This is a genomic window from Prevotella intermedia ATCC 25611 = DSM 20706 (genome assembly GCF_001953955.1).
Taxonomy (GTDB): Bacteria; Bacteroidota; Bacteroidia; order Bacteroidales; family Bacteroidaceae; genus Prevotella; species Prevotella intermedia.
The window spans coordinates 1,574,569-1,601,318 of sequence record NZ_CP019300.1 but is presented as its reverse complement, the minus strand read 5'-3'; the positions used below and the strand labels follow the sequence as shown (position 1 = coordinate 1,601,318).

At 43.1% G+C, this 26,750-nt stretch carries 23 protein-coding genes, 2 tRNA genes and 1 other RNA gene; 9 read left to right on the top strand and 17 right to left on the bottom strand.

Annotation, left to right across the window (positions count from 1 at the left end; genetic code table 11):
* The first annotated feature begins 3 nt into the window (after positions 1 to 3).
* The 6 genes from secG (at position 4) to BWX39_RS06875 (ending at position 2,732) form a co-directional block, all read left to right on the top strand.
* Positions 4 to 381, top strand: a complete 378-nt coding sequence (gene secG, locus BWX39_RS06900) for a preprotein translocase subunit SecG (protein WP_028905042.1) — start codon at positions 4 to 6, stop codon at positions 379 to 381.
* Between the two features lie 92 nt (positions 382 to 473).
* Positions 474 to 547, top strand: a tRNA-His gene (locus BWX39_RS06895).
* 114 nt (positions 548 to 661) lie between these two features.
* Entirely contained in the window at positions 662 to 895 is a 234-nt protein-coding gene (locus BWX39_RS06890) for a YecH family metal-binding protein (protein ID WP_014709835.1), read from the top strand.
* Positions 896 to 906: 11 nt separating this feature from the next.
* Complete coding sequence (locus tag BWX39_RS06885) at positions 907 to 1,203, top strand: hypothetical protein (RefSeq protein WP_028905041.1); 297 nt, start codon at positions 907 to 909, stop codon at positions 1,201 to 1,203.
* Between the two features lie 130 nt (positions 1,204 to 1,333).
* Entirely contained in the window at positions 1,334 to 2,449 is a 1,116-nt protein-coding gene (recF, locus tag BWX39_RS06880; RefSeq protein ID WP_028905040.1) for a DNA replication/repair protein RecF, read from the top strand.
* Positions 2,442 to 2,732 carry a DciA family protein gene (locus BWX39_RS06875; protein WP_028905039.1) on the top strand — a complete coding sequence of 97 codons (291 nt, stop codon included), beginning with the start codon at positions 2,442 to 2,444 and terminating at the stop codon, positions 2,730 to 2,732. The genes recF and BWX39_RS06875 overlap by 8 nt, the downstream gene beginning before the upstream one ends.
* 321 nt (positions 2,733 to 3,053) lie before the next feature.
* On the opposite strand, the gene BWX39_RS06870 is transcribed toward BWX39_RS06875, so the two are convergent.
* From BWX39_RS06870 to BWX39_RS06835, 8 genes are all read right to left on the bottom strand, one after another.
* Positions 3,054 to 3,587 carry a 5-formyltetrahydrofolate cyclo-ligase gene (locus tag BWX39_RS06870; protein ID WP_028905038.1) on the bottom strand — a complete coding sequence of 178 codons (534 nt, stop codon included), beginning with the start codon at positions 3,585 to 3,587 and terminating at the stop codon, positions 3,054 to 3,056.
* 78 nt (positions 3,588 to 3,665) lie between these two features.
* On the bottom strand, positions 3,666 to 5,333 hold the full coding sequence (locus BWX39_RS06865) for a S41 family peptidase (protein ID WP_028905037.1): 1,668 nt from the start codon (positions 5,331 to 5,333) through the stop codon (positions 3,666 to 3,668).
* Entirely contained in the window at positions 5,314 to 5,760 is a 447-nt protein-coding gene (locus BWX39_RS06860) for a deoxycytidylate deaminase (protein ID WP_028905036.1), read from the bottom strand. The genes BWX39_RS06865 and BWX39_RS06860 overlap by 20 nt, the downstream gene beginning before the upstream one ends.
* Positions 5,761 to 5,792: 32 nt before the next feature.
* On the bottom strand, positions 5,793 to 7,883 hold the full coding sequence (locus tag BWX39_RS06855; RefSeq protein ID WP_028905035.1) for a M3 family metallopeptidase: 2,091 nt from the start codon (positions 7,881 to 7,883) through the stop codon (positions 5,793 to 5,795).
* Positions 7,884 to 7,955: 72 nt separating this feature from the next.
* The gene (locus BWX39_RS06850) at positions 7,956 to 8,618 is read right to left on the bottom strand and encodes a Crp/Fnr family transcriptional regulator (protein ID WP_028905034.1); all 663 of its coding nucleotides are present in this window, start codon (positions 8,616 to 8,618) and stop codon (positions 7,956 to 7,958) included.
* Between the two features lie 32 nt (positions 8,619 to 8,650).
* A complete protein-coding gene (locus tag BWX39_RS06845) occupies positions 8,651 to 9,676 on the bottom strand; it encodes an FAD:protein FMN transferase (protein ID WP_028905033.1) in 1,026 nt (341 codons plus the stop codon).
* 91 nt (positions 9,677 to 9,767) lie between these two features.
* A complete protein-coding gene (locus tag BWX39_RS06840) occupies positions 9,768 to 10,724 on the bottom strand; it encodes a glycosyltransferase family 2 protein (protein ID WP_028905032.1) in 957 nt (318 codons plus the stop codon).
* 27 nt (positions 10,725 to 10,751) lie between these two features.
* Entirely contained in the window at positions 10,752 to 11,279 is a 528-nt protein-coding gene (locus tag BWX39_RS06835) for a DUF4199 domain-containing protein (RefSeq protein ID WP_028905031.1), read from the bottom strand.
* Between the two features lie 155 nt (positions 11,280 to 11,434).
* On the opposite strand from BWX39_RS06835, the gene ffs reads away from it, so the two are divergent.
* Both ffs and BWX39_RS06825 read left to right on the top strand, forming a co-directional pair.
* Positions 11,435 to 11,533: signal recognition particle sRNA small type (gene ffs / locus BWX39_RS06830), an RNA gene on the top strand.
* Between the two features lie 2 nt (positions 11,534 to 11,535).
* Positions 11,536 to 11,609 (top strand) — tRNA-Thr (locus BWX39_RS06825).
* 464 nt (positions 11,610 to 12,073) lie between these two features.
* Here BWX39_RS06825 and BWX39_RS06815 read toward each other — a convergent pair.
* The 3 genes from BWX39_RS06815 to mtaB form a co-directional block, all read right to left on the bottom strand.
* Positions 12,074 to 12,880: a gliding motility protein GldB-related protein gene (locus BWX39_RS06815; RefSeq protein ID WP_028905030.1), complete on the bottom strand. Its 807-nt coding sequence runs from the start codon at positions 12,878 to 12,880 to the stop codon at positions 12,074 to 12,076.
* Positions 12,881 to 13,036: 156 nt separating this feature from the next.
* Positions 13,037 to 14,038, bottom strand: a complete 1,002-nt coding sequence (locus BWX39_RS06810) for a glycosyltransferase family 2 protein (protein WP_028905029.1) — start codon at positions 14,036 to 14,038, stop codon at positions 13,037 to 13,039.
* Positions 14,035 to 15,375 (bottom strand): tRNA (N(6)-L-threonylcarbamoyladenosine(37)-C(2))-methylthiotransferase MtaB, encoded by a 1,341-nt coding sequence (gene mtaB, locus BWX39_RS06805; RefSeq protein WP_028905028.1) that lies wholly within the window; start codon positions 15,373 to 15,375, stop codon positions 14,035 to 14,037. Before mtaB ends, BWX39_RS06810 begins: the two co-directional genes overlap by 4 nt.
* Before the next feature lie 391 nt (positions 15,376 to 15,766).
* Between mtaB and BWX39_RS06800 the strand changes: the two genes are divergently transcribed.
* A complete protein-coding gene (locus tag BWX39_RS06800; RefSeq protein WP_028905027.1) occupies positions 15,767 to 15,958 on the top strand; it encodes a hypothetical protein in 192 nt (63 codons plus the stop codon).
* Positions 15,959 to 16,614: 656 nt separating this feature from the next.
* On the opposite strand, the gene BWX39_RS06795 is transcribed toward BWX39_RS06800, so the two are convergent.
* The 6 genes from BWX39_RS06795 to BWX39_RS06770 all read right to left on the bottom strand — a co-directional run bounded on the left by BWX39_RS06795 (position 16,615) and on the right by BWX39_RS06770 (position 26,569).
* On the bottom strand, positions 16,615 to 17,373 hold the full coding sequence (locus tag BWX39_RS06795; protein ID WP_028905026.1) for a hypothetical protein: 759 nt from the start codon (positions 17,371 to 17,373) through the stop codon (positions 16,615 to 16,617).
* A 242-nt stretch (positions 17,374 to 17,615) separates the two neighbouring features.
* Positions 17,616 to 20,840 (bottom strand): carbamoyl-phosphate synthase (glutamine-hydrolyzing) large subunit, encoded by a 3,225-nt coding sequence (gene carB / locus BWX39_RS06790; RefSeq protein ID WP_028905025.1) that lies wholly within the window; start codon positions 20,838 to 20,840, stop codon positions 17,616 to 17,618.
* Positions 20,840 to 21,916: a glutamine-hydrolyzing carbamoyl-phosphate synthase small subunit gene (carA, locus tag BWX39_RS06785; RefSeq protein WP_014709855.1), complete on the bottom strand. Its 1,077-nt coding sequence runs from the start codon at positions 21,914 to 21,916 to the stop codon at positions 20,840 to 20,842. The genes carB and carA overlap by 1 nt, the downstream gene beginning before the upstream one ends.
* Positions 21,917 to 21,953: 37 nt before the next feature.
* The gene (locus BWX39_RS06780; protein ID WP_028905024.1) at positions 21,954 to 23,843 is read right to left on the bottom strand and encodes an amidophosphoribosyltransferase; all 1,890 of its coding nucleotides are present in this window, start codon (positions 23,841 to 23,843) and stop codon (positions 21,954 to 21,956) included.
* A gap of 26 nt (positions 23,844 to 23,869) precedes the next feature.
* Entirely contained in the window at positions 23,870 to 25,717 is a 1,848-nt protein-coding gene (gene glmS / locus BWX39_RS06775; protein ID WP_028905023.1) for a glutamine--fructose-6-phosphate transaminase (isomerizing), read from the bottom strand.
* 75 nt (positions 25,718 to 25,792) lie between these two features.
* Positions 25,793 to 26,569, bottom strand: a complete 777-nt coding sequence (locus BWX39_RS06770) for a polysaccharide biosynthesis/export family protein (RefSeq protein ID WP_028905022.1) — start codon at positions 26,567 to 26,569, stop codon at positions 25,793 to 25,795.
* Positions 26,570 to 26,750 lie beyond the last annotated feature (181 nt).

Sequence of the window (26,750 nt, the reverse complement as noted above, 5' to 3'; positions counted from 1 at the left end):
GAAATGTATACGCTTTTAGTAGTACTTATCGTTATTGCAGCCATTCTTATGATTGGAGTAGTTCTAATTCAAGAGTCTAAAGGTGGCGGCCTTTCATCAAACTTCTCATCTTCAAACGCTATTATGGGCGTTCGCAAGACAACCGACTTTATTGAAAAAGTAACTTGGGGCTGTGCAATCTTTATGGTTGTTGTCAGCATTGCAACTGCTTACGTTGTACCACAGGCTGTAACAGAGCAAAGTGTAATTGAAAAGGCTGCAACAGAAGGTAGTGCTACCAATCCAAACAACTTGCCTAACTTCGGTGCAAGTCAGCAAAAGCAAGCTGCTCCAGCAGCACAAGGCGAAGCCGCTAAGACTCCTGCAACTCCTGCAAAGTAATAAAACGAAATAAAAAAGTACGGATTTTATTTGGGTAAAATAAATAAAATTCCTACCTTTGCACTCGCTTTTGAAAAGCAAACAAAAACATGGTGGGCGTAGTTCAGTTGGTTAGAGCGTCAGATTGTGGTTCTGAATGTCGTGGGTTCGAGTCCCACCGTCCACCCAAAGCGGACGAGGAATTTCAGCAATGATATTCCTCGTTCTGTGTTTTATAAAGTAATTAAGAAAAACGAAGTCGCTTTATGCGACGCAACAAATTAAAAGAAAGGATACGAAAATGGCACATGGACACGATGTTCTCCACATGATGGAGGGCAACAGTTATAGCACAAAGGAAAGTTTAGTAAAAGCAATTGTTGATAAATTCGGCACAGAGGAACGTTTCCACACTTGTTCTGTGGAAGGAATGACGGCTGAAGAACTTGTTGATTTCCTTGAGGAAAAAGGGAAGTTCATGCCTTCCAACAGCGATGAATTTACAGTAGATGCAAGCAAGATTTGCAATCATTAAACACGATAGCTATGATAAAGATATATGGAATGAAAACTTGCCCAGACTGTGTGGCAGTAGATGAGCAGGTAAAAGGCGACAGCCGATACGAAGTAATAGATATTGGCGAGCACGTTCGCTTTCTGAAAGAGTTTTTACGCTTGCGCGACAACAACCCTGTTTTTGCAGAAGCGCGTGCGAAAGGCTATGCAGGCATACCTTGTTTTGTGTTGGAAGACGGCACCGTAACGCTGAATGCAGAGGATGCGGGCTTGCAACCGAACAGGAGCGACGCACCGTCGTGCAATATAGACGGTAGTGGTTGTTAAGAAAAAAGAGTTGTCGAAAGGCAACTCTTTTTTTGTTCTTTAAAACAAAAGTGGGCACATTTTTCATTATAAGCATTAATTTCCGTATCTTTGTATGCCCAAGTTGTTAGACAAAACTTGCAGAAACTACATGCGATTAGACAAGCTTTCAATTATAAATTACAAGAACATAGAAGCGGCAACACTCAATTTGTCGGCTAAGTTGAACTGTTTTATTGGACATAACGGAGTAGGTAAGACCAACTTGCTCGATGCCGTGTATTATCTTTCGTTCTGTAAAAGTGCCTTTAATTCGAAAGATTCGGAGGTTATGTGCCATAGTAGCGACTTCTTTGTATTGGAAGGCGACTATACAACAAATGCGGAAGACCGAGAGCAAGTGTATTGCAGTATGAAGCGAGGCTCGAAAAAGCATTTCAAGCGGAACAAGAAAGAATACAAGAAACTGTCGGAACACATCGGTCTGATACCCTTAATCTTCGTATCGCCGTCCGACATTTCGATTATCGAAGGTGGGAGCGAGGAACGTCGTCGCCTTATGGACGTTGTTATTTCTCAGTACGACCGCCCTTACATAGAATCGCTTACGCGCTACAACAAGGCTTTGCAGCAACGTAATAGCTTGCTGAAACAAGAGGAAGAACCCGACAGTACGCTGTTGGAACTCTTGGAAATGCAGATGGCAGAGTACGGAACAGAGATTTACAAGAAGCGTGTAGCCTTTATCGAACAACTTGTGCCCGTGTTCCAATCTATCTATCAAGCCATTTCGCAAAACCGCGAACAGGTTTCTTTGCAGTATGTTTCGCACGGCGAACGTGGTGATTTGTTGGAGGTTATACAGCGCGACAGGGCGAAAGACCGCATTATGGGCTATTCGTTGCATGGTATTCATAAGGACGACCTTGTTATGTCGTTAGGTGGTTTTCCCATAAAGCGTGAAGGAAGTCAGGGACAGAACAAGACCTTTGTGTTGGCGTTGAAGCTCGCACAGTTCAATTTCCTGAAACGTGCAGCAGGCAACAAGACGCCCTTGCTGTTGCTTGATGATATATTCGATAAGTTAGACGCCGACCGTGTTGAGCAAATAGTGAAGTTGGTTTCGGGCGATAGCTTCGGACAGATATTCATTACTGACACCAACCGCGACCATTTAGACAAGATATTGGGTAACAATAGCTTTGACTACAAGCTTTTTTCGGTTGAAAATGGCGAAGTAACGGAAAGGAGTGCAGCTAATGTTTAGACGCAAGGTAAAATCTTTATCGGAGGTGCTTGGCAAGGCGTTGCGCGATGGTGGACTCGAGTCGCCTTTGCTTCAGAAGCGTATTTTAGCTGCTTGGGACGAGGTTGTAGGTGCTACGGTGGCACGATATACGCAGGAAAAGAGCATTCGCAACCAAACCTTATTTGTGAAAATAAGCAATCCAGCCTTGCGTCAAGACCTGTCGATGATGCGCACGCAATTGGTAAAACGACTGAACGAGCACGTTGGTTCGTTTGTTATTTCAGAAGTCCGCATCTACTGAAACAGGGCGATTTGTAGAATTTAGAATTGCCACAATGGCTCTGCACTGAAACTTAAAATACAGCAATATTTCTTATTTTGTAAGTGCAAAGAACGTGAGAAATGTGTAAACATTTTTCGCAAGTGTGTCTATTGTGTAACTGTTTCATTACCAACGCTTTGCAAAACCTATTGTTTTGCATTCCAAAAGCGTAGGTTTTGCACGGTAAAAGCGGCTCTTTTGCATCGCAAAACCTACGCTTTCGCAATGCCAAAACGCAATTACCGTTTTTCAACGGAATTATCTTTACAAAATAAAGGTAAAATTCCGTCTACTTTATCCTTAAAGCACCTCGTCTACTTTCTCGTCGTATTCGTCGGTAGGAATGCTATCGAGCTTTTGGAAATCGAAGCAAATGCCTAATTTGTAAGCTTGTCCAGTCTGTTTCAAGAAGCGGTCGTAATAGCCTTTTCCACGACCAAGACGGTTTCGGTCGGCATCGAAACTCATACCAGGGACGGCTATAAACTCGATGCTGTCGTAGTCGGTAAAGAGTTCGCCAATAGGTTCTAAGATATGAAACGAACTCATAGCCATATCTTTGGCACCTGTGTAGCGTCGTATTTCCATTTCCGTTTCGCTGATAACCACTGGCAACAGCACGTCTTTGCCTGCTTCCACCATTTCGTCTACAAAGGTATGGGTGAACACTTCGTCGGGCAACGAATGGTAGAGCATTACTGTTTTCGCTGCAACGAGTTTGGGGTGGTGGCGCAAACGGTCGATGATGGGCGCAGAAAGTGCTTGTAGCTGCTCTTGCGTATATTGGCGTTTACGGTTGCGTATCTCTTTTCTGAGTTCTGTTTTGTTCATCATAATAAGGTTAAGTACGAAAAGTTTGAAACGAAAAATGGGGTTTATCAAGTCAGTCAGACTCGATAAACCCCATTTTGTTTATGTAGTTCTGTTTTGTTGTTTCTTTGTCGAATGTCCCTTCTTGGCAGGTGCTTTCGGGAAAGCCTCTCCACTGTTGAGCACTTTCTCTGCCGCCTTTATCATATCGTCGTTACGGTTCAGATACTGATTCCACGCTTGTTCGTCGAGTATATTGTAGATAATGCGACTGTAAATGTAGTTCTCTAACAATGCGTGCGACTTGTTGATAAGGTTGTTTCTCCGTCGCAATCCGTTCTTTTCCGCATAGTTTGCGAAGTCGTTTACAAGGTTTCTGCCTGTCAAGTACTCTGACAACGGCTTCATTTCTGTATATTTCTTCAGCGTCTGACGATTCTCGTCGGTGTATTTGAACGCATATTGCAGAATGAGTCCGCACATAGCTGCCTCTTTGTAATAAGACGTTACGTCGCTCGTATCTTCAGGCACAAAGATGTCGGGCGTAATGCCGCCGCCACCATAGACAAGGCGTCCGTTGTTGGTATGGTAGGCAGGGCCTGTATGCTTTATGCTGTCTTGTGAGAAGAACTCTCCGTGCTGGTAGCGTGTCAGCATATCCTGCTCGTATGCAGCAATGCCTCCTGGCTTGAAAGGCTTCTGTATGCAGCGTCCTGAAGGTGAGTAGTAGCGTGCTACGGTTAAGCGAATCATACTGCCATTGGGGAATTGTATTTGCTGTTGCACCAAGCCTTTGCCAAACGAACGGCGACCTACGATGGTGCCACGGTCGTTATCTTGAATGGCACCTGCAAAGATTTCGGAAGCCGACGCCGACCCTTCGTTGATGAGTACTACCAAAGGAATATTCTGATAACTGCCTTTGCCACGGCTGCGGTATTCGCGTCGTGGGCTCTTGCGACCTTGTGTGTAGACAATAAGTTGGTTCTTACGCAAGAATTCTTCTGCCATTTGCACTGCACTTTCAAGGTATCCGCCTGAGTTATCGCGCAGGTCGATAACCAATTTGTCGGCTCCTTGTAGGTTCAGCTGTTGCAGCGAGGTCAGCATTTCGGCGTATGTGCGCTCGCCGAAGTTCTTTATGCGGATATAGCCGATAGAGTCGTTGAGCATATAAGTTGCTGTAACGCTCTTCATGGCAATATCGTTTCGGGTAAGTACGAAGTATTTTATGTCTTTCTCGCCAAAGCGTTTCACGCCCACTTTCACCTTGGAACCCTTTGGTCCCTTTAGTCTGTGCTGTGCCTCTTCGTTGGTAACACTGTCGCCAACAAAAGGTTTGTTGTCGATGTTTACTATCTTATCGCCTGCAAGAATGCCTGCCTTTTCGGCTGGTCCGTTCTTTATGACATTCTGAACGTGTATGGTGTCTTGTTGAATAGTGAACTCGATGCCAACGCCAGAGAACGACCCTTTCAGGTCTTCGGTAGCCATTTGCACATCTTTAGCACTGATATAAACGGAGTGGGGGTCGAGTTCGGCAAGGATTTGAGGCAATGCCTTCTCCACTAACTCGTCGATATTGACAGAATCAACATACTGGTCGTCGATGATGTGCAGCAAGTTGCTCAACCTGCTGCTACCGCTATTGATGATGTTCAGGCGGTTTCCCGAGAAGTGATTGGCGTAGAATGTTCCGACAAGCACGCCGATAACAACGCACAGTGCCAGCCACAAGGGCATGAAACGATTATTCTTGTTCTGACTCATTGTCTTCAAGATTTAAATATTCAACCTCTATTTTGGCACGCTCAAGCAAGTCGATGCCTTCGGTAAGTCTGTATTTTTCTCCATATACCACGCGTTTAATGCCCGACTGAATGATGAGTTTGGCGCACTCAATGCAGGGCGAAGCCGTTACGTAGAGTGTTGAACCGTCGCTGTTGTTGCCACTTCGAGCCAACTTGGTTATGGCATTGGCTTCGGCGTGCAATACGTATGGTTTGGTAATACCGTTTTCGTCTTCGCAAATATTCTCGAAACCGCTGGGCGTTCCGTTATATCCATCGCTGATAATCATCTTGTCTTTTACCACCAATGCGCCCACTTGGCGACGTTTGCAGTAGGAGTTTTCTGCCCAAACACGCGCCATACGTAGGTAGCGATAGTCGAGAAGTGTTTGCTTTTCGGTCTTCATATAGTTTTTTGCGGATATATATTGCTTTCTCTTTAGTTTGTTTTTGCTATGCCATTGCGTTCCAAGAGCGCATCGATGGTAGGTTCTTGTCCGCGGAAACGCTTGTAAAGCACCATCGGGTGTTCGGTACTTCCCTTGGAAAGGACATTGTCACGGAAACTTTGAGCAGTGGTTTGGTCGAATATTCCGTTCTTTTTGAACAAGCTGAAAGCGTCGGCATCGAGCACTTCAGCCCACTTGTAGCTGTAATATCCTGCTGCATAGCCTCCTGACATGATGTGCGAGAACTGTGTCGTCATACAAGTACCGTCGATTTGTTCGCCAATAATGGCTTTTTCCCATGCCTTCTTTTCAAACGGAATAATATCTTCCTTAAACTCGTCTTTCTGTGTGTAATAAGCCATATCCAATAGTCCGAAGCTCACTTGGCGAAGGCAAGCCATTGCCGCATTGAAGTTTTGGCTGGCTATAATCTTTTCGATGAGTTCGTCGGGCATCGGTTCTCCTGTTTCGTAATGGAAAGCAAAGGTGCGCAGGAAGTCCTTTTCTACGGCAAAGTTCTCCATAAATTGCGATGGAAGTTCTACGAAATCCCACCATACATTTGTACCCGATTGACTTTCAAAACGGCTGTTTGCGAAGATACCGTGTAGCGAATGGCCAAACTCGTGCAGGAAGGTTGTAACCTCGCCCAAGCGTAATAGTGCTGGCTTATCGTCGGTAGGCTTAGAGAAATTCATTACCAATGATGCGTGTGGACGTATGTTTTCGCCTTCTTTCGTGATGCGTTGGCCTTGAAATTCCGTCATCCACGCACCTGCACGCTTGCCTTTTCGTGGGAAGAAATCAACGTAAAGCACTGCAAGATAAGAGCCGTCTTTGTCGTAAACCTCATACGGTTTCACGTCAGAATGATAGACAGGAATGTCTTTATTCTCTTTGAAAGTAATGCCATAAAGGCGAGTTGCCAATCCGAACACGCCTTTAATAACGTTGTTTAATTCAAAATAAGGACGCAAAATCTCTGGGTCGAGGTCGTATTTTGCTAATTTAAGTTGGTGCGCATAGTAAGCTGTGTCCCATGGCATCATCTTAAAGTCGTCTCTTTCTTGCTTTTTGGCAATCTCACAGAGTTCGTCGTATTCTTTAATAGCTGTTGGCTTGTAAGCATTGATAAGGTCGTCAAGCAATTTATAGACATTCTTCACATTGCTTGCCATACGATATTTCATTACAAAATCGGCGTAAGTATCGTATCCTAACAGCTGTGCCATCTCTCGGCGGAGGTTCACCAAGCGTTTGCAAACTTCGATATTGTTTTCCGAGTTAGCTTTAATACATAGCGTATTGTGCGCCATATAAAGCTCTTTTCGTAGGTCGCGCTGCGTGCTATACATAAGGAAAGGACCGTAACTCGGCGCATCTAATGTGAAAATACAGCCTTCAAGACCTTTCTCTTTGGCGGTTGCGGCAGCTGCTTCACGAATGGAATCGGGCAGTCCGTCGAGCTTTTGTTCGTCGGTAATGTGGAGTTCGTATGCTTTGTTCTCTTTCAATACGTTTTGAGAGAAGTTCAATGCGAGCATACTTGCTTCTTCGGTAAGTTTGCGTAACTTGTCTTTATCAGCCTCATTGAGCAGTGCACCACTCCGAACAAAACCATCGTAGCTTTCTTCCAACAGCTTGCTTTCTTCGGGAGTAAGCTCTCGATGCTTCTCGTGAACAGCCTTTATGCGTTCGAAAAGTTTAGGATTAAGGCTGATATCGTTAGCGTGCTTGGTGAGAATTGGACTCATTTTCTGTGCCAATGCGTCCATTTCGTCGTTTGTTTCTGCACTAAGCATATTGAAAAACGCACTTTCTACACGTGAAAGAAGGTCGTAATAATGCTTGCGTCCTTCCACTTCGTCTTCACGAATGAGCGTGTTTTCGAAAGTAGGTTCTTCAGGGTCGTTTATTGTTTTCTCTATTTGCTCGTCCTCACGGCGTATTCCTTCCAACATAGCCTCTTCGTAATCGGCAAGCGTTATTTTGTCGAATGGAACAGTTTCGTGTGGTGTATTGTATGGTTGAAAGAAGGGATTCAGGCGTTGCTGTCCCTCCTTATTTGTATTTTCTGTCATTGCTTTGCTTTCTCTCTAATATGCTACAAAGTTACAGAAAAAACTATGTAAAAGCAAAAGACCGCAACAGATTTAACGCAATTTTTCTAATGAAGGAATGTTTATCTCGCCTCGCATCAGTGTAATAGTATTATTTTCGTTTAAAGCATTGAGCATTTTTGAAACATTGAGCCTGCTTTCGTGCAGTTCGTTAGCCAATGTTTGCATATTTATTTTAATAGTTTTTTTGCCTGCAGGGTGGTCGCAATGCGTTCTGATAAAGTGAATGAACTTCTCCTGAATGTCCTTGGGTTGCTGCTGCCAAGGTAGGCGACTGCAACGCTGTGCCTGCGTGGAAAGCATATTCAGAAAGTTTAAACGGAAGATGAGATAGTTGTTAGCAAGGTTCAAGACTTCGCTTTTATCAATGTATAAGATGTTGCATTTTGTTTCTGCAACGAAGGTTTTGGAGTAGTGTTGTACAAGTCCGAATACGCGTTCTGGCTGTATGGCTGTGGGAGCAGCAACTTCTTCTATGACGCTATAGCTGTGGTTGTCGGCACAACTTTCCACCAATAGTTTGCCGTCCATAAGGAAATAGAGTCTGCCACCCCTGTCGTTCTCCTTTACCAATGTTTCTTTGGGTTTCAGTTTGAGAAACCCAAACTTCGTAGTACTGACGATTTCAGCTAAATCGGCAGCACCAATACCAAGAAACAAGGGCAACTCAAGGAGTTTATCGTATATCTGAAGCATTCTTTCGGGGTGGGTTCTTTATCGGCAAATCGTTATTGCACTATTTTCTTTTCCAACTCTGGGCTGTACCAAACTTGCAGTTTGCCTTGGTTGTCGGCATAGATGAAGTATGCCATAAGTTCCTTGTGGTTCTCCAAAACTTTCTTTGCTTCCTCTATTCCCATTACCATAAATGCCGTTGCATAGGCGTCGGCTGTGGCACAATCGGTTGTCAGCACGGTTGCAGAAAGCAGTGAATGTTGCACAGGATAGCCAGTCTTGGGGTCAATGGTGTGTGCAAATCTCTTTCCACCCTTATAGTAGAAGTTGCGATAGTTGCCGCTTGTTGCCATTGCCTTGTTGGTAACGTTGAGCACTGTCTGTATTTCAGTATTCGCATTGGTACTGTCTTCAACGGGTTTGTTCACACCAATCTTCCAAGGCACACGACTTTCGCTGTTTCCGCTTGCAACAATTTCGCCGCCAATCTCTATCATAAAGTTCTTGATGTCGTACTTTCTGAACAGTCGTGCCACCATATCGGAACCATACCCTTTAGCAATGGCAGAGCAATCGAGCATAATGCGTTTGTCTGTCTTTTTGATTCCTTTACCTATTAACGAAACTTTTTCGTAGCCAACGAGTTGCTTTAAACTGTCAATCTTTTGCTTTGATGGCTCTTTTCCTTGCTTAAAGCCAAATCCCCATAGGTTTACGAGCGGTGCAACCGTAATATCGAAAGCCCCATTTGTTTCTTTTGATATTGCTTTTGCCTTGTCGAAAACTTCCACAAACAACTCGTCGAGCTTCGTAGGTTCGTTATTGTTTACCTTTGAGATAACAGATTGCTTGTTAAAGGTAGACAACGAGTTGTCCACTTTCTTTAATTCCGCTTCTATTTCTTTCTGTAAGTCCTGTTCGCTTTGATATGTTATGTGGTAAAACGTACCAAAAACCTCTCCTTCGTTGTGTTGATAGGGAGTGGAACGTTGTTGCTTTATGATGAAAATGGAACCTATTATGAGCAACGCCAAGAAGGGTAACTGCCATAATAGTTTTTTATTTGTTTTATTATTCATGATTTATCTGTGTTTATCGGTTGAGCAACAAGAAGCAAGAAGAAAAGGGAGAAGAATGTGGCGAAAGCCATATTCCTGTCCCTTCTTTGCTTTATAAGTTTATTTCTTCTTCTATAAGGTAGTCGTTTCGTCTATCGCTGTTGCGGCTTATCAAGTCGCCCAAGAAGCCAGCAAGGAAGAGTTGTGTACCTAAAATCATAGCTGTTAGTGCAATAAAGAACGATGCGTGGTTGGTGAGCAAATCGCCATAAATGCCACTCAATAGGTTGATTATCTTTTCAACGATAAGCCAAAGGAAGGCAATAAGTCCAATGAAGAATACGAAACTGCCCAACAAGCCGAACACGTGCATAGGTTTCTTGCCAAAATTGGTTAAGAACCAGAGTGTTATAAGGTCGAGATATCCATTGAAGAAGCGGTTGATTCCGAACTTTGTAGTGCCGTATTTGCGTGCTTGATGGTGCACGACCTTCTCTCCAATCTTCTTGAAACCAGCCTCTTTTGCCAAGTATGGAATATAGCGGTGCATTTCTCCGTACACCTCAATGTTCTTCACAACCGCCTTCTTGTATGCTTTCAGTCCGCAATTGAAGTCGTGTAGATTCTTCACACCGCTTATTTTCCGTGCTGTTGCATTGAATAACTTGGTTGGAATGGTCTTTGTCAGTGGGTCGTAACGTTTCTGTTTGTAGCCACTTACAAGGTCGTATCCCTCCTCGGTAATCATCTTGTAGAGTGCAGGAATTTCGTCGGGAGAGTCTTGAAGGTCAGCGTCCATTGTTATAACAACATCGCCTTGCGCTGCTTTAAAGCCGCAATAGAGCGCAGGACTCTTTCCGTAGTTCCTGCGAAACTTAATGCCACGCACGTTTTCGTTTTCTTTGCTGAGGCGTTGGATAACCTCCCAACTGTTGTCGGTAGAGCCATCGTTCACAAAGATAATCTCGTAAGAGAAGTGGTTGGCGTTCATTACTCTGCAAATCCAAGCGTGCAATTCAGGCAAACTCTCGTCTTCGTTGTAGAGTGGTATTATAACAGATATGTCCATATTGTATTTCTTCAAGTATTGTTTCTTTTATTTTTTATTGCGTGCCATAAGGGCTGACACGATAAGACTGATGATTGCGCCAAAGAATATTTCGTACATCAGGCTGTTTATCACCATCGGCGTGGCTGAGAACGCTTCTGGCAGTGTTGCTGTAAATTCTTCCCTGCTTATGCCTAAGGCAGCAAAAAAGCTATCGTATTCGGGTAAAGACGTTATCGAAGCTACCATACTTGCCACTTTTCCGTGGTCTAAAAAGTTCATATAAAGCCATTGTGCCAAGCTGAAAAACAGGGCAGCGTTCATAAAGACACGTATGCAATAGAAGTAGGCACGCTTGAACGAAATGATGCCGTTTAGTCCAATCTCTCGGTAAACCTTTAGTCGGTAGGCTACAAAGAATGGGGTAGACAATGTGAGTATAGAACTGAATGTGGCAAGAATGCCCAGCAGGGGCGATGCCAAGAAGCAAGTGAAACTTGCTGCCCATACAATTGCTAAATATATTCCATCGTATCGTGCGTAGGCACGGAGTTGTTTTATCTCCTCGTAATTCATACTGCAAAAATACAGAAATTATATTATATATAAGGTATAGCCATCGCAAAATTATGTTTTTTTGTTAAAAACGCAAAAAGAGGTCTGCGAACTTGTTTTATTTCAAATATTCTTGCTATCTTTGCACTCGCTTTTCAGAAATGAAAAGACGATATGGGCAAGTCTCTTACGGTCAGCTCCCTTTTAATCCCCCAGGACGGGAACGTAGCAAGGGCAGAAGGTTGTAGCGACGCGATAAGAACAGCTTGCCCACCTCGCCTCTTTAGCTCAGTTGGCCAGAGCACGTGATTTGTAATCTCGGGGTCGTTGGTTCGAATCCGACAAGAGGCTCAAAAGAAATAATAACAACCAACCAAAAAGAGTACTTTTCATTAAGTACTCTTTTTTTTGTTTTATAATGTTTCAGCTGTTCTTGCCCCGCCTATGCGCCTTGTTTTTTAGGCGGAAAACAGATGATAAAGCTGTAAACATTTTTCGCAAGAGTGGCTATTGTTTAACTTGCTCATTACCAACGTTTTACAAAACCTATTGTTTTGCGTTCCAAAAGCGTAGGTTTTGCATGGTAAAAGCGGCTGTTTTGCATCGCAAAACCTACGCTTTCGCAATGTGAAAACGCAGACACTACTTTTTAACAGAATAATCTTTACAAAATTAAAGCGTTTTACTGTCTTTTCCTTTAGCAAGAAACAGTAAAACGCTTCCTCAATAAATTTCTTCCAAACTGTTGTTTGTAATGTTCCGATAGTTCAAAAATGCTGATGTAACGAACTATACAAGAAGGGTATAATTCTTATTTACAGCGTCTTAAACTTTGAGAAATCGGCCATTCTCAATAGTTCTTCGTACGATACCTTGTGGTGTTCCTGCATATAGTTTTCTACTGCAATGACACACTTTGTTCGGAAAACGTGGTGTCCCAAAGCCTGATTTACTATCCAGTTTATCTTGCCAATGTGGAGGTCTTGTTCTATTTGGGGTCGTCTTTCAAAATCCTTCAGTTGGTAAACACTCATTAAATAGAACGTCAGACAGTCGGGAACGATGTGTTCGCGTGTCATCTGCTGCCGCTGCAATGGCGAGTAATATTTCAGATAGAGGGGGAAGTTCTCGCCTAAGTACTTATCGAGCGATATGCCCACAGTGCCGTTTCCTACCACAATGCTTTGGTCTAATGCCGATATTTGCGCATAGAAGCGTGGCACTTCCATATCGGGTAGCTTGTGTTTCAGGTATTTAAAAGCAGCACTAAGCTGTTCGTTAAGGTCGTCGACGTTAGCATATTCCGATTCTACCGATGCTATCAGTGCCTGCAAAGTGGTATCCTGATAGAACTTCAAGAACTTTGTATTAATGTCGGGGTCGGTGGCATCGCCAAGTTGAACGACGTCTTCGATGAGCGTACGGGTCTCCATTGGGTACTCCGTGTTCATCTGTTGCAAAGCCGAAAAGTCGCCCGTGGTAAGATAACGGTATTCTAAGCGGTCGTAACGCTCTATTTCCACGATGTTGCCATTGACACCTTCCTCTTCGGGTGTCAATTTTATGTGGCAGCTTGTTAAAGCTATGCACAATGCAAACAATATGTAATAGAACCTTTTCACTTCTTTTTCTTCGACTTATTTAATATGCTGTATCGTTTGCAAAAATACTAAAAAATATTTAACTTGCCAACTAATTAGCTAAAAAACTTAAAATACAGCGCCCTGTTTTCTTTGTTTTCGGCACATATTCGGTGGTTGTGTGCAACATTTTTGCGCTTATATTTCTTGCAATTTATCGAATGTATCGTTTTTCTTTGCATAATATTGCCACAAAATAGAGTAGGGGGTGCGCTTGTCGGCATAGCCTTGTCGCTTTGTCCGTTCAAACGATTTCCGCCACTTTTTGAAAGCTCTTCTCGCTTTTATCACTGCTAAGAAGTCGCCCCAGTTGAATTTCAGCAATAGCATTTCGAAGGCTGCAAGATAGTCGAGCACCCATCTTGTGCGCATAACAGACTTTAATTCTTCCTCGGGAAGGTTTTTCCACAACATTGTAAGGTTGTTGCGGAAGTTCAGGAAAGTCTTTCTCGGGTTCGACTTGGGCAGCGTTCCGCCTCCCACGTGATAGACATAGCTGGTTGGAAAGCAATATATTTTTCGTCCGGCAAGCTGCAAACGCCAGCAAAGGTCTATTTCTTCGCTGTGCGCAAAGAAGCGTTCGTCGAGTCCGCCTACCGCCCAATAGTCTTTTGAACGTATCATAAGGCAAGCTCCCGTAGCCCAGAATATTTCGGAATTGGTATCGTATTGCCCGTTGTCTTTTTCCACTTTGTCGAATATTCTGCCACGACAGTAAGGGTAGCCGTACTTGTCGAGGAACCCGCCCGAAGCTCCTGCATACTCGAAAGCGTCCTTGTCGTGAACGGCAAGCAGCTTGGGTTGGCAAGCCGCAATCTCTTCGTGGGCGTCCATTTCTTCAATAAGGGTTGTCAGCCAATGGTGTGTTACCTCTACATCGCTGTTCAACAGAATGTAGTAATCGCTTTCCACCTGCTTCAATGCCATATTGTAGCCACCTGCAAATCCATAGTTCTTGTCGAGTACAATGGTTCTGATGTGGGGGAAATTCTCTGCAAGCCATTGCAAAGAGTCGTCGGTCGAAGCATTGTCGGCTACGATAACTTCCGCTTCTGCTTGCGAGTAGCGCACCACCGAAGGCAGGTATTGCTGCAGCATAGCACGCCCATTCCAGTTTAAAATAACAATGGCTACTTTCATAACAGTTCTACTTTTAGTGCCGATTTATCGAAGTTGAAGTCGCCAAGACGCACCCGCATAATCTGGTTGTCGTATACTTCTTGTACCTGTGTCGGCGATAATTCTACGCGAATATAGTTTTTTGTAAATCCGTGCATTGCCTTTCCGCGCACCGCTTTCTCGAACAATACCTCCGCTTCGTGCCCTATATGCTCGGCGTAGAATTTGTGCGTCATCTCGTCAGACAGCTGTAAAAGTTGGCGGGCACGGCGTTTCTTCTCCTTGTCGTCTACCACGTAAGGTATCGAAAGTGCCGATGTGCCAGGGCGTTCAGAGTAGGGGAACACGTGGAGTTGGGTGATTGGCAACGACGAAATGAAGTTGTAGCAGTCTTCAAAGTACTGCGGCTTTTCGCCACGGCAGCCTACCATGACGTCTACACCGATGAAAGCATCGGGCGTAATTGTTTTTATAAGGTTTATTTTGTGGGCAAACAATGCTGTGTCGTAGCGTCGGTGCATCAGTTTCAATACCTCGTCCGACCCGCTTTGCAGGGGTATATGGAAGTGAGGCATAAAGGCACGCGACTGCGCACAGTATTCTATGAGCTTGTCGTCGATAAGGTCTGGCTCGAGCGAACTTATTCGGAAACGTTCAATGCCTTCTACTTGGTCTAAGGCTTTCACCAAGTCGAGAAAGCTCTCGCCCGTTGTTTTGCCAAAGTCGCCAATGTTTACGCCTGTCAGCACAATCTCTTTTCCACCTTCTTCTGCAGCCTGTTTGGCTTGTGCTACCAGCGATGCTATGTCGGGATTGCGCGAGAAACCTCGTGCGTAAGGTATGGTGCAGTAGGTGCAGAAGTAGTTGCAACCGTCTTGTACTTTCAGGAAATAGCGTGTACGATTGCCCCTTGAACAACTGGGTTGGAACTTTACAATGTCTTTTGTCTTTACAGAATGGAAGGTTCCTTGCTGTTCTTGTCCGTCGAATTTGTTCCAAGCATCGCTTAAATACTGTATTAAGTCAGCCTTTTCGTTGCTTCCTAATACCAAGTTCACGCCTGGAATATTTGCCACTCGCTCGCTTTCGAGCTGGGCATAGCACCCTGTTACCACGATAAAGGCATCAGGATTCTGCCTTGCCATACGGTTGATGGCTTGGCGGCATTTGTGGTCGGCTACTTCTGTTACCGAACAAGTATTTATAAGGCAAATATCGGCAGCCTCGTCTTTTTTGGCTTCTCGCACACCCATTTCGCGCAACATACGAGCGAAAGTGCTTGTTTCAGAGAAATTGAGCTTGCACCCTAAGGTGTAGAATTTTGCCGTTTTACCTTGAAATGAAGATGTATCAATCATAATTTGCAAAGGTACGGCTATTCCAGCATACCTCCAAATTTCGGTATATTTGTTGAGATTATTTTGCAAGTTTAAAGTTTACTTTCGCGCTTTACACCTTATTATATATATAATTTGGACATTTTTTTGGACGTCTTGGTGCACTTATTTAGCGTTAAGTTCTGTTTTTCAGAGGCATAAAAATAGCATAAAATCTAAACAAAGATTGTTGTTAGCAATATTTAACAGATTGCTTATACTTGTAATTAGCTGATAGTCAGTCTTATATAAATTAGTTACAGAAAGGGTGAAAAAAAAGTATTAAAAAACGTACGACTATTGAAAAAAATACCTACCTTTGCATCGTTTTAAGAAACTAATGATCGTTTTACAGATTTAAAAAGCAAAGAAAATGAAGAAGTTATTTTTTGTAGCAGTAGCTTTCGTAGCTATCTCTTTCGCATCTTGTGGTGGTAACAGCAAACCAGCTGGTGACGCAGACACAGCAAAAGTTGATTCAACTGAAATGACAGATAGCATGCAGAACGACTCACTCCAGGGTGATTCTACAACAGAAGCTGCTCCAGCTGATTCAGTTAAGTAATTAAATTTACTTACACAATCAAGAAATAGCCGCTGAACTCTCAGAGTTCAGTGGTTTTTTTATACTCTTTTTTTCGTGCATATGGCTTTTCATTAGGTTTTGATGATGAGGTTTATACGATTCGTATTAACACGTAGGAACGTGATTCAGCACGTTCCTGACACTGAAGAAAAGCAGTACGGATATGAGGAACGCAATGAGTTGCACCCCTACATTAAAGCTATAATTTTGTAAAGATAGTTCGCAAGAAAAATGATAATTTCGATTTGGCGTTGCGAAAGCGTAGGTTTTGCAACGCAAAACAGCCGCTTTTACCGTGCAAAACCTACGCTTTTGGAATGCAAAACAATAGGTTTTATAATATGTTGAAAAACAGAAAGTTATGCGATAGTTGCATCTGTGAAAAATATTTACAGTTTTCTTGTCTACTTTTCGTTTATAGAAAAGGTTGTTCCTATGAAATTTCATCGTCCTGCTTTAGCTTTTGGGAATTACCATAGCACTTTTATAATGAAAAATTCGGCGTATCTTGCAGGAGGTTGAGAGAAAGTTACAACAGAACCTCTGTGTACTTCTTTCGATGATTAATGGCAAAAATTAAGCGGTGTACTTAGAGAAGTGCACCGCTTGTTTTTGTTTTATGAATTTGTTTTTATTTACTTGCTGATAGATTTTACAGCCTTTTGCGTACCGTCGCTGTATTTTATGGTCTTGATAGTAACACCCTTTGTAGGTTCAGAAAGTTTGCGACCAGAGAGGTCGTAGTATGTTTCGCCAATTGCTTGTGCGTTATTTTCTTTCTCTACCGATGTAATATCGTTTGCTGTTTTTTCTTGGTTTAATGTGTAAACAGCACCTGTGTATTCGCTCATTCTAAACCATGAATCGTCTTCTGCAATACATGACAATACATAAACTTTGTCGGTTCCTGGTGCATCGAGCGTTATTTTATCGCCATTTATAGTATAGGTTACATCTACAGTTGGACTGCAAGGAGAAGCCTGATTGTTTTCTATGCCATAATATCCCATATATATATTTAGGGTCTGGTCTTGGTCTGTTTTAATAGAGAGGATTAAAGACTTGTGAGGAATGGTAATTTTATTACCTTCTATGCTTCCTTTTACCCAACGATCTGATACGTCAGAAAAAGTTTCGGGCAGTGCAACAATTGGGTTCTTTACATAAACAGTCTTGTTGTCGGCTAAAAAAACAACCTCAAATTCAGATGCATCTGCTAAATTAAGGCTGGTCATTTCAAGTGAGCCACCATCTCCCTGTTGTAGTTTGATGCCCTTACCTGAGCGGTCGTAGACTTTAACAACGCCGTCTGGACGCTCTGAAAGCAATAATTCCTGTGCATTCACACTCATTCCTAAGATAGCTGTAAAAGCTAAAAGTAACAGTTTCTTCATATAAAAATCTTGTTAGTTAAATTAGGTAATGGACTTTTTGCCCATTATTTTAATAGTTAATATTTAATTTATTCATCATTTACGCATCTTTTCTTTAGATGCAAATAGTTTGTATTATTCGTTGCAAAGTTAAACAAAATATATGGAAGAGCAAAATATTTCTAAGCTATTGTGTTATAAAATAAAGGCTTACACGTTGTTAGCATCGTGTAAGCCTTTATTTGGATAGATGGAACGGTGTTTTAGTATTCGCCCCAAGCCTTGATGTCAATATCGTCTAACTTCACATTGCAGAACGCCGCAATGAAAGCACTTGCAAGGCGGCTGTTGGTGAGCAATGGTATGTTGAGGTCGATTGACGCACGGCGGATTTTGTAACCGTTGGTAAGTTCGCGTGGTGTAAGGTCCTTTGGAATGTTCACCACCATATCTATTTTCTTCTCGTGTAGAAGGTCTAATGCTTGTGGTTGCTTGCCTTCGTCTGATGGCCAATATACCAATGTGTTTTCTAAACCGTTTTCTGTGAGGTATTTAGAAGTACCACCAGTTGCAAAAAGATTATAGCCATGAGCCTTTAATATCTTCGCAGCATCGAGCATTTCTGCCTTTTGCTTTGCTCCACCAGTAGAAAGAAGTATGTTCTTTGCAGGTATTCGCTGCCCGACAGAGAGCATACTCTTTAGCAATGCTGTGTGTGTGTCTTCGCCAATGCAGCCTACTTCGCCCGTCGAACTCATATCTACGCCCAACACAGGGTCGGCTTTCTGCAAGCGGTTGAACGAGAATTGCGAAGCCTTGATACCCACATAATCGAGGTCGAAGAGGTTTTTGTTTGGCTTTTCCACTGGCATGCCAAGCATAATCTTGGTAGCCAAATCGATGAAATTCAGTTTCAACACCTTGCTCACAAATGGGAACGAGCGGCTGGCACGAAGGTTACACTCAATAACGAGTATGTCGTTGTCGCGCGCCATAAACTGTATGTTGAACGGACCGTTAATGTGCAATGCCTTGGCAATTTGTCGGCTGATGCGTTTAACACGGCGTACGGTTTCTACATAGAGCTTTTGTGGTGGGAACTGAATGGTGGCATCGCCTGAGTGAACACCTGCAAACTCGATGTGTTCAGATATTGCGTAAGCCATGATTTCGCCATCACGAGCCACTGCGTCCATTTCTATTTCTTTCGCATTCTCAATGAATTTGCTTACAACCACTGGGTGGTCTTCGCTCACGTTGGCTGCCAACTGGAGGAAACGCTCCAACTCGTCGTTGTTGGAACAAACGTTCATAGCTGCGCCGGAAAGAACGTAAGAAGGACGAACAAGTACGGGGAAGCCCACACGGTCTACAAATTCCTGAATGTCTGCCATACTTGTCAGCGCACGCCACTCTGGTTGGTTCACACCAATATCGTTGAGCATGGCAGAGAATTTGGCACGGTCTTCGGCATTGTCAATGTCTTTTGCCTTTGTTCCGAGTATGGGAACGTTCTCTGCATCAAGATGTATGGCGAGGTTGTTAGGAATTTGTCCGCCCGTAGAAACAATTACGCCCTGTGGCATTTCCATATCGATGATGTCCATAACACGTTCGAATGTGAGTTCGTCGAAGTAAAGACGGTCGCACATATCGTAGTCGGTCGATACGGTTTCGGGGTTGTAATTTATCATGATAGAGCGGTAGCCCTGCTTGCGAATGGTGTTTAATGCCTGTACGCCACACCAGTCGAATTCGACAGAAGAGCCGATGCGGTAAGCACCTGAGCCAAGAACGATGACACTCTTACGGTCAGTTTCAAACTTAATGTCAGAAGCTACGCCCGAGTAGGTAACGTAAAGATAGTTGGTTTGTGCAGGATATTCGGCTGCAAGCGTATCGATTTGCTTGACAACAGGGAGGATTCCATAGCTTTTACGCAACTGGCGAACTACCAAGACAGCCTTGTGCATATTGCCAACTTCGTCTTCCAAACCTACTGCACGAGCGATTTGGAAATCGGTGAAGCCATATACCTTTGCTGTGCGGAGCAAGTTTTTATCGAGTGTGTTGATGTTGCAAGTCTTTAATTGCTCATCAACATCAATGATATGCTTTAGCTTGTGCAGGAACCAATGGTCGATTTTGGTAAGTTCGTGAATTTGGTCAATGGTATAACCTTTGTGCATTGCCTTTGAAATAACGAAGATACGCTTGTCGGTAGGTTCGCGCAATGCGGCATCTATATCGTTGATTTCAAGTTCTTTGTTCTCTACAAAGCCGTGCATGCCTTGCCCAATCATGCGCAATCCCTTTTGTATGGCTTCCTCGAAGTTGCGGCCGATAGCCATAACTTCGCCAACCGACTTCATGCTTGAGCCCAATTCCTTGTCTACACCACGGAACTTGCTCAAGTCCCAGCGTGGTATCTTGCAGACAACATAGTCGAGTGCTGGCTCGAAGAAAGCCGATGTAGTCTTTGTAACAGAGTTCTTCAATTCAAACAAACCATAGCCCATACCTAATTTGGCTGCCACGAAAGCAAGGGGATAGCCCGTCGCCTTACTTGCTAAAGCCGATGAACGAGAGAGGCGTGCATTGACTTCAATTACACGGTAGTCTTCGCTCTTGGGGTCGAAAGCGTATTGTACGTTACATTCGCCCACTATTCCGATGTGGCGAACTATCTTTATTGCTAATTTGCGGAGCTTGTGATACTCGCTGTTGGTAAGGGTTTGCGAAGGTGCAATTACGATAGATTCGCCCGTATGGATACCTAATGGGTCGAAATTCTCCATATTGCAGACCGTAATACAGTTGTCGTATTGGTCGCGTACCACTTCGTATTCTATTTCTTTCCAGCCCTTTAAACTCTTTTCCACCAAAACTTGAGGTGAGAACGAGAAGGCTTTTTCGCAAAGTTTGTTGAGTTCTTCTTCGTTATCGGCAAATCCACTGCCAAGTCCGCCCAATGCGTAAGCTGCACGGATAATAACAGGATAGCCCAATGTCGCAGCTGCCTTGCGTGCTTGTTCTGCAGTTTCACAAGCCTCGCTCTTAATGGTTTTAACGTCGATTTCGTCTAACTGCTGTACGAAAAGTTCACGGTCTTCGGTGTTCATAATCGCCTTTACAGGTGTACCGAGCACCTTTACATTGTACTTTTCGAGTATGCCGAGACGGTCTAACTCTACGCCACAGTTCAGCGCGGTTTGTCCACCGAATGCCAAAAGAATACCATCGGGACGTTCTTTTTGGATAACACGTTCTACGAAATAAGGCTGAACAGGCAGATAATAGATTTGGTCTGCCACGCCTTCCGATGTTTGAACGGTTGCAATATTTGGGTTGATGAGAACGGTAGAAACACCTTCTTCACGCAGTGCTTTTAGTGCTTGCGAACCAGAATAGTCAAATTCACCAGCTTCACCTATCTTTAATGCGCCTGAACCAAGTAGCAGGACTTTCTTTATTGATTCGTCTTTCATTATTTCAGTGCTTCTACAAATTTATCAAACATAAATACTGTATCTATCGGACCCGAACTTGCTTCAGGGTGGAACTGCGAGCTGAACCAAGGATTTGTCTTATGGCGGATTCCTTCGTTACTGCCATCGTTCATGTTTACAAAGAGTTCTTCCCAGTCTTTGCCCAATGTTTTTGCATCAACAGCATAACCGTGGTTCTGAGAAGTAATGTAGCATTGGTTTGTTCCTACTAATCTGACGGGCTGATTGTGTCCACGATGACCATACTTTAGCTTGAAGATGGTTGCACCAGCAGCCTTTGCCATAAGTTGGTTTCCCATACAAATGCCACATATAGGCTTTGTGCTTTGGTTCATTTGCTTGCGGATAATCTCTACCGCATCGCTGCACATGTCTGGGTCGCCAGGACCATTGGCAAGGAAAAGTCCGTCGTATTCCAATGATGTATAATCGTAATTCCAAGGTACACGAATTACTTCGATGTTGCGATTTATCAATTCGCGCAAGATGTTGGCTTTTACACCGCAATCTACTAACACCACTTTCTTTCCGCCTCCTTCATTGTAACGAATGATTTCTTTTGTAGAAACAAGGTCTACAAAGTTTACTCCTTCATAGTGGGCAGTAGGAATGTTGTCAGCTTCGTCGTCAAAAATGATTTGTCCCATCATTACGCCGTGTTCGCGCAATACTTTTGTAAGCTCGCGTGTATCAATGCCTGTGATTCCAGGAACCTTTTCGCGCTTGAGCCATGATGCTAAGCTTTCAACGGCATTCCAGTGAGAGTACTCCTCCGTATAATCGGAAACGATGAGTGCAGAGACATAAATCTTGTCGCTTTCCATGAACGAAGGAATATGATTCTTCTCAATCGTAAATGGTGGAACACCGTAGTTGCCGACCAAGGGGAATGTCATGACAAGCATTTGACCTGCGTAGGAAGGGTCGGTAAGACTTTCGGGGTATCCCATCATTGCTGTGTTGAATACAACTTCGCCCGCAACAGGCTTGTCGTATCCGAATGATTTTCCATGAAATTCTGTACCGTCATTTAAGACTAAAGTTACATTCCTCATTTTAATTTGTATGTTGATGATTTAATATTTAGCTGATTTACTTGTGATAAACTTGTTCGTAGAAGTTTATGAATGCTTTGTTTACAAGGCGCATTCCGCCAGGAGTAGGGAAGTTTCCTGTAAAATACCAGTCGCCTTTGTGGTTTGGTATGGCTTCGTGCAAACCTTCAATGCTTTGATAAACAAGTTCTACGGGAGTGGTCATGCCTTTTGGACGCAACATCTCCACTATCTTTTTATTGATTTCTTCTACTGTAAATGGTGCGTAAACCTTGCAGACTGCGTTGTTGATGGTTTCTCCTTTTCCTTTGGCAACTTCCTTTTTACAAGCCTCGTAGACTTCGGTAAGGAGCGATTCCATATTGCGTTCCTTTATCAACTCGATGGTTGCATCGAACACGCAAAACTCTTCTAAGCGCGGCATGTCAATGCCATAGTAGTCGGGATAGCGGATTTGTGGTGCACTCGATACGATAATAATCTTCTTTGGGTGAAGTCTGTCGAGTATTCGCAAGATACTTTCTTTCAGTGTGGTGCCACGAACGATGGAGTCGTCAATGATAACGAGGTTGTCTTCGTTGGGCGTAATGCTCTCGTAGCTTATGTCGTAGACGTGTGAAGCTAAGTCGTTGCGCGAATTGCTTTCGGTAATGAAGGTGCGTAGCTTAATGTCTTTCCATGCTACTTTCTCGGAACGGATAGACTGACTTAATATTTTTTCTATCTCTACATCGGTTGCATTGCTTCCTAAAGCCTTTATTTCTTCTGCTTTTTTAGTGTTCAACCACTTCTCAAAACCTTGCAGCAATCCGTAGAAAGCTACTTCAGCAGTGTTTGGAATAAAAGAAATTACGGTGTGGTTGGTATCGTTATCAATCGATTTCAATACCTTTTCGGTAAGTTGTTCGCCTAATTTCTTACGTTCCTTATATATATCTCGGTCGGAACCGCGTGAGAAATAAATGCGTTCGAACGAGCATGCTGTATCGCTTTTAGGCTCTAATATTTGGTGTAGTGAGCTTTCACCACGTTTGTTTACGATGAGTGCTTGACCTGGTAGAAGCTCTTTTATGTCTTCACAGGTTAAATCGAATGTTGTCTGGAGTACGGGACGCTCGCTCGCCAATGCCATATACTCGTCGTTCATGTAGAAGAATGCAGGACGAATGCCCCAAGGGTCGCGCATGGCACACATCTCTCCAGACCCTGTAACGCCACATATTACATAACCCCCGTCGAAGTATTGCATTGTAGTTTGTAAGACATTCTTCATCTCTATATGGTCTTCGATGTAGTGCGTAATATCGAATTTCTCTAATCCAAGTGCTTTCGCATCGCGGAAATTGCGCTCTACTTCACGGTCTAAGCGGTGTCCCATGAACTCAAGAAGCAAATAGGTATCGCTGTATTTGCGTGGGCATTGACCGTAATCAGTGAGATGTTCGAATATCTCACTGAGGTTTGTCATATTGAAATTGCCACAAAACGAAAGATTCTTAGCCCTCCAGTTGTTTCTCCTTAAAAATGGATGAACATACGATAAGCCACTTTTTCCTGTGGTGGAGTAACGCAAATGTCCCATATAAAGTTCACCTGCGAAAGGTAAATGCCGTTGTGCGAAGTCTACGTCAGCAATTTCTGCTTCGGTGTAGTCTTTGTATTGCCTGTGAATATTGGCAAAAATTTCTGTAACGGCATTCTTTCCTTCGGCTCGCTCTCGGAACATATATTCGTTTCCGGGCTGTGTTTCAAGCTTGACACTTGCTATACCAGCACCTTCTTGTCCTCGGTTGTGCTGCTTTTCCATCATAAGATACATCTTATTCAAGCCGTACATCCAAGTTCCATACTTCTCTTTGAAGTAGCTTAGCGGTTTCAGCAATCTTATCATTGCAACACCGCAATCTTCATGTATATTCTTCTCCATTTATCAAGGTTACTTTTTCTTCTATTTTATTCCACTGTAACGGACTTTGCCAAGTTGCGCGGTTGGTCTACATCTTTGCCTTTGCAGACTGCCACGTGATAGGCTAATAGTTGCAGCGGTATGGTTGCTACGAGTGGTTCCAAGCAGTCCATTGTGTCAGGAAGTTCAATAACTGCATCTGCAATCTGCGAAACCGTCTTGTCGCCCTTTGACACTAACGCTATTACACGACCGTTTCGAGCCTTAATTTCCTGTATATTGCTGCGCACCTTTTCATACATTGAGTTGTGTGTTGCTATTACAACGACAGGCATATCAGAGTCTATCAAGGCAATAGGACCGTGTTTCATTTCTGCAGCAGGATAGCCTTCAGCATGTATGTATGAAATTTCTTTCAGCTTTAGAGCACCTTCTAGTGCGACAGGATAGCTGAATCCACGACCTAAATAAAGGAAATTCTGTGCATAAGTAAATGTTCTTGCCAAGTCTGCAATAGCTTCGTTGGTTTTCAAAACCTCTTTTATCTTTTCGGGAATTGACGACAACTCTTTTACCACTTCGATATATTTATCGTGCTTAATAGCTCCCTTTGCTTCTGCTAAGGTGAGTGCAAGCATTGTAAGAACTGTTACCTGACCTGTGAAAGCTTTTGTTGAAGCCACACCAATTTCAGGACCTACGTGAATGTAAGTACCTGTGTCGGTAGCACGTGGAATACTTGAACCAATGGCATTGCATATTCCGTATATGAATGCACCATGCTCTTTTGCCAACTCAATGGCAGCGAGTGTGTCAGCTGTTTCGCCACTTTGCGACAATGCTATTACTACATCGTCAGCAGAAACTACAGGATTACGGTAACGGAACTCACTTGCATACTCCACATCAACAGGTATTCGACAGAATGTTTCAAGTAGTTGTTTGCCAATAAGACCTGCATGCCAACTTGTTCCGCATGCTACGATGATGATGCGTTTTGCACTTAATAAACGTTGTCTATGGTCGATAATGGCACTTAAAGTTACATTGTCGTTATCTATATTGATGCGTCCTCGCATACAGTTGATAAGGCATTCGGGTTGCTCGAATATTTCTTTGAGCATAAAGTGTGGATAACCACCTTTCTCAATTTGTCCAAGGTCAATGTCCACCTTCTTTATTACAGGTGCTAAAGACTCGTTTTGAATGTTTACTATCTTGAGTTCCTCACCTAATTTCATTACAGCAATATTCTCGTCTTCGAGGTACACTACCTTGTCAGTATATTCGATAATAGGACTTGCATCTGAGCCTAAGAAGAACTCACCATCGCCAATTCCTACGACGAGAGGGCTTTGCTTACGTGCTGCAATAACTGTGTCGGGGTGTCGCTTGTCAAGAATTGCTATGGCGTATGCACCAATAACTTGACTTAAAACCACCTGAACAGCGGTAAGCAAGTCTAATTCTTTCTTTGTTTGGACGTATTCAACGAATTGCACCAACACTTCTGTGTCGGTATCAGAAGCAAAGTGAACACCCTTGTCTTTGAGGTTCTTCTTTATTTCTGCGTAATTTTCAATAATGCCATTGTGTATGATGGCTAAGTTTTTCGATTCCGAATAGTGAGGGTGGGCATTAGTTGAAGAAGGTTCACCGTGTGTCGCCCATCGTGTGTGTGCTATACCAACAGTGCCTTCAATATTTTTTTCAGCGCAGAAAGCCTCTAATTCGCTTACTTTGCCTTTTGCTTTATATACGCTCAAGTCGCCATTGCTATTGATAAGTGCAACACCTGAACTATCGTATCCTCTATATTCAAGTCTTTTCAGTCCTTTTATCAGAACGGGGTATGCTTGTCTCTTTTTACCTAAATATCCTACAATTCCACACATATTTGTATGTTTCTCTTTTCTTTAATTCTATTTATTTAATGTTTATATTCTCTCTCTTGCTTCTTCTATGCTGTATTATCTTAAAACGGTAATTAGTAGCGAAGCAAGCGATGTTGTTATACCTATAACAGAATAGAATATGCTTGTGTTGCTTCCGAAGAATGTATTTCTTGCTTTTACCTTATGTGGCTCAACATAAACAATATCGTTTTGTTGCAAATAATAATAAGGTGAATTTATAATATTTGCATCGTTCATATTCAAGCGCACCTTGTGTTTCTCTCCACTTTTGTCTTCTCTGACAAGGAGAATGTTGTCGCGCTTTCCATAAACAGTCATATCGCCTGCTTCTGCCAATGCTTCAACGAGGCTGATTTTCTCTGTTGCCACAGGAATAACACCAGGTTTGTTTACTTCACCGATAACCGTGATGCGGTAACTACTTGTGCGAACCGATACGAGTGGATTCTCTGTACGTGCCAAATAAGGCTGGATTTTACTCTTGATTAAGTCTTCGCATTCTGTCTTTGTTAGTCCTGCAACATGAATCTTGCCTACGATAGGAAAGTTTATCATACCATCGTTATCAACCAAATAGCCTGTAATTTGGTTTTTGCTGGTTGTTTGTCCTGTTGAACGTAAATTGAATGGTTCAGAAGTAAGTGGGTCAGTGGTCTGCACCAAAATAGTTAATTCGTCTTTTGGCATAATCTTCGCATCGAATAAACCTTTAGACGCAGCCAAGCTAATAGAGTCTATGTTTTGCCAGTAAGCCACTTGTTTGCTTGAACCGCAGCCTACCATCATTAAAATCACGGTAACCACCATGATGGGTAAAAGTAATTTCTTCATAAAATAATAAGTGCAATAACGTTATTTCTTTTTTGCTGAGGTGGTCTGTTTTATTCGTTATAAATCCTCCACCGTAATTATGTTGCAAAAATACTATTATTTTTTGAGAACGGCAAAAGAATGCTTGACTTTTGCAATGGAAGCAAGAAAAAAGCCTCGTAGCAATGGAAAATTATTCTAC

Coding starts and splice junctions, on each gene's coding strand:
- BWX39_RS06835 (WP_028905031.1), bottom strand. CDS start 11,279: ATGAATTACGAGGAGATAAAACAACTCCGTGCCTACGCACGATACGAT.
- BWX39_RS06850 (WP_028905034.1), bottom strand. CDS start 8,618: ATGCTTCAGATATACGATAAACTCCTTGAGTTGCCCTTGTTTCTTGGT.
- BWX39_RS06845 (WP_028905033.1), bottom strand. CDS start 9,676: ATGAATAATAAAACAAATAAAAAACTATTATGGCAGTTACCCTTCTTG.
- secG (WP_028905042.1), top strand. CDS start 4: ATGTATACGCTTTTAGTAGTACTTATCGTTATTGCAGCCATTCTTATG.
- carA (WP_014709855.1), bottom strand. CDS start 21,916: ATGAGGAATGTAACTTTAGTCTTAAATGACGGTACAGAATTTCATGGA.
- BWX39_RS06865 (WP_028905037.1), bottom strand. CDS start 5,333: ATGAGTCAGAACAAGAATAATCGTTTCATGCCCTTGTGGCTGGCACTG.
- BWX39_RS06885 (WP_028905041.1), top strand. CDS start 907: ATGATAAAGATATATGGAATGAAAACTTGCCCAGACTGTGTGGCAGTA.
- BWX39_RS06795 (WP_028905026.1), bottom strand. CDS start 17,373: ATGAAGAAACTGTTACTTTTAGCTTTTACAGCTATCTTAGGAATGAGT.
- BWX39_RS06810 (WP_028905029.1), bottom strand. CDS start 14,038: ATGAAAGTAGCCATTGTTATTTTAAACTGGAATGGGCGTGCTATGCTG.
- glmS (WP_028905023.1), bottom strand. CDS start 25,717: ATGTGTGGAATTGTAGGATATTTAGGTAAAAAGAGACAAGCATACCCC.
- BWX39_RS06780 (WP_028905024.1), bottom strand. CDS start 23,843: ATGGAGAAGAATATACATGAAGATTGCGGTGTTGCAATGATAAGATTG.
- recF (WP_028905040.1), top strand. CDS start 1,334: ATGCGATTAGACAAGCTTTCAATTATAAATTACAAGAACATAGAAGCG.
- BWX39_RS06800 (WP_028905027.1), top strand. CDS start 15,767: ATGAAGAAGTTATTTTTTGTAGCAGTAGCTTTCGTAGCTATCTCTTTC.
- BWX39_RS06840 (WP_028905032.1), bottom strand. CDS start 10,724: ATGGACATATCTGTTATAATACCACTCTACAACGAAGACGAGAGTTTG.
- BWX39_RS06890 (WP_014709835.1), top strand. CDS start 662: ATGGCACATGGACACGATGTTCTCCACATGATGGAGGGCAACAGTTAT.
- BWX39_RS06770 (WP_028905022.1), bottom strand. CDS start 26,569: ATGAAGAAATTACTTTTACCCATCATGGTGGTTACCGTGATTTTAATG.
- mtaB (WP_028905028.1), bottom strand. CDS start 15,375: ATGATTGATACATCTTCATTTCAAGGTAAAACGGCAAAATTCTACACC.
- carB (WP_028905025.1), bottom strand. CDS start 20,840: ATGAAAGACGAATCAATAAAGAAAGTCCTGCTACTTGGTTCAGGCGCA.
- BWX39_RS06860 (WP_028905036.1), bottom strand. CDS start 5,760: ATGAAGACCGAAAAGCAAACACTTCTCGACTATCGCTACCTACGTATG.
- BWX39_RS06870 (WP_028905038.1), bottom strand. CDS start 3,587: ATGATGAACAAAACAGAACTCAGAAAAGAGATACGCAACCGTAAACGC.
- BWX39_RS06875 (WP_028905039.1), top strand. CDS start 2,442: ATGTTTAGACGCAAGGTAAAATCTTTATCGGAGGTGCTTGGCAAGGCG.
- BWX39_RS06855 (WP_028905035.1), bottom strand. CDS start 7,883: ATGACAGAAAATACAAATAAGGAGGGACAGCAACGCCTGAATCCCTTC.